Source organism: Hungatella sp. (genome assembly GCF_046966825.1).
This window is the reverse complement of record NZ_JBKVCZ010000253.1, coordinates 1-3,607: the sequence shown is the minus strand read 5'-3', so window position 1 is coordinate 3,607 and position 3,607 is coordinate 1. Positions and strand designations below refer to the sequence as shown.

General features: G+C 48.6%; 5 protein-coding genes. 2 read left to right on the top strand and 3 right to left on the bottom strand.

The features are described 5' to 3' along the window. Positions 1 to 649, top strand: a 649-nt coding sequence (locus ACLTD4_RS33350) for a PHP domain-containing protein (RefSeq protein ID WP_412331951.1), incomplete at its 5' end; no start/stop codon positions are given. On the opposite strand, the gene ACLTD4_RS33345 is transcribed toward ACLTD4_RS33350, so the two are convergent. Genes ACLTD4_RS33345 through ACLTD4_RS33335 form a run of 3 tightly spaced genes read right to left on the bottom strand, consistent with a single transcriptional unit; the run spans position 628 to position 2,514 of the window. Continuing rightward, positions 628 to 1,272, bottom strand: a complete 645-nt coding sequence (locus ACLTD4_RS33345; RefSeq protein ID WP_055660228.1) for an ABC-2 transporter permease — start codon at positions 1,270 to 1,272, stop codon at positions 628 to 630. The genes ACLTD4_RS33350 and ACLTD4_RS33345 overlap by 22 nt on opposite strands. Next, positions 1,269 to 2,129, bottom strand: a complete 861-nt coding sequence (locus tag ACLTD4_RS33340) for an ABC transporter ATP-binding protein (RefSeq protein ID WP_117624257.1) — start codon at positions 2,127 to 2,129, stop codon at positions 1,269 to 1,271. Before ACLTD4_RS33340 ends, ACLTD4_RS33345 begins: the two co-directional genes overlap by 4 nt. Positions 2,130 to 2,139: 10 nt before the next feature. Then, on the bottom strand, positions 2,140 to 2,514 hold the full coding sequence (locus ACLTD4_RS33335) for a GntR family transcriptional regulator (RefSeq protein ID WP_117624258.1): 375 nt from the start codon (positions 2,512 to 2,514) through the stop codon (positions 2,140 to 2,142). Between the two features lie 191 nt (positions 2,515 to 2,705). Between ACLTD4_RS33335 and pdaA the strand changes: the two genes are divergently transcribed. Continuing rightward, positions 2,706 to 3,515, top strand: coding sequence for a delta-lactam-biosynthetic de-N-acetylase (pdaA, locus tag ACLTD4_RS33330; RefSeq protein ID WP_117624259.1), 810 nt, complete (start codon positions 2,706 to 2,708; stop codon positions 3,513 to 3,515). Positions 3,516 to 3,607 lie beyond the last annotated feature (92 nt).

The window sequence follows — 3,607 nt, the reverse complement described above, 5'->3', positions numbered from 1 at the left end:
GGAAATTACGTGTGCGGAACATCTCTGGGGAAGTCTCCCCACTTCCCAGTCCATTCACCTGCTTGGTTACGGGTTCGATGAGACCGATCCGGTGCTGTGCGCGCTGCTCTCCGCCCGGAAAGAGCGGACGGAAGCCGTCTACCAGGAACTGGCAGAGGCTGTAACCGCGTCAGGATATCCGATTCGTATACCGGATGTCCCCATGAGCTGTGGAAATGTCCTTCAGCTTCGAGATGTCATGGCTCACGTCAGGGCAGCTTACCCTGCGGTCAGCGAGGAGACCGCGGAACTGGTCGCTTCCTATGCGAAAGCCCTGACAGAGGCCAATATCACTGTGGAAGACGGCATCGCAGCCATCCACCATGCGGGAGGAAAAGCCGTCTGGGCCCATCCTTATAACTGCTACCACCATTTTCAAAAACAGTCCCTCCATGCACAGGAGGTGTCCATCATGCTGAAGGAGCTGGCACTCCTGGGAATCAACGGCATAGAAACCGAATATCCCGCGTTCTCCGACTCTGAAAAAAGCTTTTTAAACGGACTCGCCGCTGAATATGGACTGTTTACGACTGCCGGCAGTGATTTTCATGGTTCCGAAAACAGGAACCATATGGGGATGGAGACAGATCAAAACTCCTTTTTATTATAGACTGACACACTGATGAAGTACGAAAGCACCATCATCACAACAGTACCCAGAGCTCCCGCGATGATGACGGTAGTCACTGTGCTGTCACTTACAGCAATATCATCCCCATACGCCGACGCAAGCGCTACGATCAAAAAGACTGCCACTCCAATTAAAACGCTGGGAATCATTCTGGCCTTCTCCACACCCAGCCAATACGTGAGCGGGATGGAGATCGAATTATAAAAGAATGCCAGGACAACGCCGGTCAGCCAGTTAATCAGCAGCTCAAACAGAAATTCCGGTCCCATTCCCATGCCTTTTATGGCTGTCGCGGCGGCCACAGCCGCCACTGCTATAATACCAAAGAAAGCAGCAATACAGACCGAGTAAAGATACTTCTCCAGTACCATCTTCCAGCGCGGAATCGGCATAGTCAGAGCATACGTCTCCCACTTTGTCTGCCTGTCGTAGGCAAACAGATTCAGTACATTCATTCCAGCTATCATGATAAACATGGGAATCAGAAACATTCCCGTCTTTTTACCTCCCAGAAAAACGACTGACCACACCACAAGGATAAACAGCATTGACTTTATACTCTGGCGCATGATATACAAATCTTTGATCAGTAATCCTGTCATTTTCGATCCCTCCTCACGGAATACAGCATGATTTCCTCGATGTTCGTCCGGTCCACCACAAGCTCCGGATATCTTTTTTTCACAATATCTCTCCCATGAATCAGTGCTTCCACTCCATAAGGATTCCTCCTTACTCCCACGATACGGACACCGGACAGCCCTGCGAACGCTTCTTCCCCGCATCGCAGAATTCCCATATCCTCCAGAAGCTGATCTTTCTCCTCAGAGAACAGGATGCTTCCATTGTGGATCATCGTAATATAATCCGCAACCTTGTCGAGGTCACTCGTTATGTGGGAGGCAATCAGCACGGAATGCTCTCCATCCTCAATAAACTCAAAGAAGAGATCGAGAATCTCATCCCGCGCCACCGGGTCTAATCCGCTGGTCGCCTCATCCAGAATCAAAAGCTTCGGATGATGGCTCAGTGCGGCCGCGATCGCCAGCTTCATGGTCATTCCTCTTGAATATTCCTTAACCTTTTTCTTCTCCGGAAGAGCAAACCTGGAAAGATAGGAGGAAAACAGCTCCTCATCCCAATTTTTATAGATTCTTTTCATAATTCCCGATATCTGAACGGCGTTGAGAAAATCATGGAACTGGCTTTCACTGAAGACCGCGCCGATCTCCTCTTTAATGTCCTGCTCCCGCTCCCTGATATCCATGCCCAGAATCTCGACTTCACCTGTGTCACGCTTCACAATATCCAGCATGGCCTTGATTGTCGTGGATTTTCCGGATCCATTTTCCCCAATCAGCCCCATTATGCTTCCCTTGGGAATATCCAGGCTGATGTTATTTAATGAAAAATCCGGATACTGCTTGCTTAAATTTTTTATTCTGACTGCATACTCCATAGTTATTCCCTCACTCTCCGTCATAGAGCATCTTTAATACATCGCACAGTTCTTCACAGGAAATACCGCTTCTCCTGGCAATGTCCACGGCCTTCGTCAAATACTCTTCCGCGATCCTTAAGTTTCCTTCCCGTATCACCTCCGTGTTTCTTGCCGCCACGAAGCTGCCTTTTCCGGTTATCGTCTCTATAAACCCTTCCTGCTCCAGATCGTTATACGCCCTCTTCGTCGTAATAACGCTGATCCGCAGATCCTTAGCCAGAGTTCTCATACTGGGCAGGGCGTCCCCCGCCTGCAGATGGCCGCTGATAATCAAATTCTTTATCTGAGATGTGATCTGCTCATATATTGGTTTACCGCTGGAATTGCTGATGATGATATTCACTGCACCGCCTCCAAATCTGTTATCCCTATCCCGCATTCATTGTGATTATTGTATATAGTTTATATATACACTATATCATCCCATCACACATCTGTCAACACCCATTTCACGCCGCAGAAATAAAACCTTAAAAAGCGAATAGAGACAGACCATTCCCCAATATATTAAACCAAACGGACTCAGGTGATGCTATGGATAAGAAAAAACAACTCTTCCGTCTGGTAAAGGTGCTGCTTTTATTTGCCCTGGCCTTTATGGCCGGCCGATTCGGCGCCATGATGACGGATGGTAAACAGGCGGTAGAAACGGCGGCTGACGGGAACTGGGGCTTAAGCTTCCAGCAGGAGGGGCAGCCCCCGGTGGCCAATGCTACCGCCGATTACCTAAAGAAATTCAACGCATACTATGCAGAAAACACACCAGAAAAAGTGCTCTATTTAACGTTTGACGCAGGCTATGAGAACGGCAACACCCCTGCGATTCTGGACGCGTTAAAGAAGCACAATGCACCGGCCACCTTTTTTGTGGTTGGAAACTACATAGAGACCGCACCGGATCTCGTAAAGCGAATGGTAGCGGAAGGCCATACTGTAGGCAATCACACGTACCACCACCCCGATATGTCAAAAATATCATCTAAGGAAGCGTTTGAGAAAGAGCTGGGAGATTTAGAGAAGCTGTTTACTGAGACCACCGGACAGACCATGAAAAAATACTATCGTCCGCCCCAGGGAAAGTATAGTGAAACCAATTTGCAGATGGCAAAAGACATGGGATACAGCACATTTTTCTGGAGCCTCGCCTATGTAGACTGGTACCAGGATAAACAGCCGTCCAAAGAGGAAGCCTTCAAAAAACTTTTGGGACGCATCCACCCCGGCGCCGTCATACTCCTTCACAGCACCTCCAGCACCAACGCCCAGATTCTTGATGAACTACTGACCAAATGGGAAGAGATGGGATATACATTTAAATCACTGGATCAACTTGTGACAGAATAAGATGCAAAAATCACACAGGTTTTGTAGATGAGAATACGCGGACTTTTTCACAGCCTGGCCGGAAAAGGGAGAGCGGGCGGCAGGGAGGGAAA

Excerpts from the sequence above, each read along its gene's own strand:
- ACLTD4_RS33345 (WP_055660228.1), bottom strand. The coding sequence starts at position 1,272 with ATGACAGGATTACTGATCAAAGATTTGTATATCATGCGCCAGAGTATA.
- ACLTD4_RS33340 (WP_117624257.1), bottom strand. The coding sequence starts at position 2,129 with ATGGAGTATGCAGTCAGAATAAAAAATTTAAGCAAGCAGTATCCGGAT.
- pdaA (WP_117624259.1), top strand. The coding sequence starts at position 2,706 with ATGGATAAGAAAAAACAACTCTTCCGTCTGGTAAAGGTGCTGCTTTTA.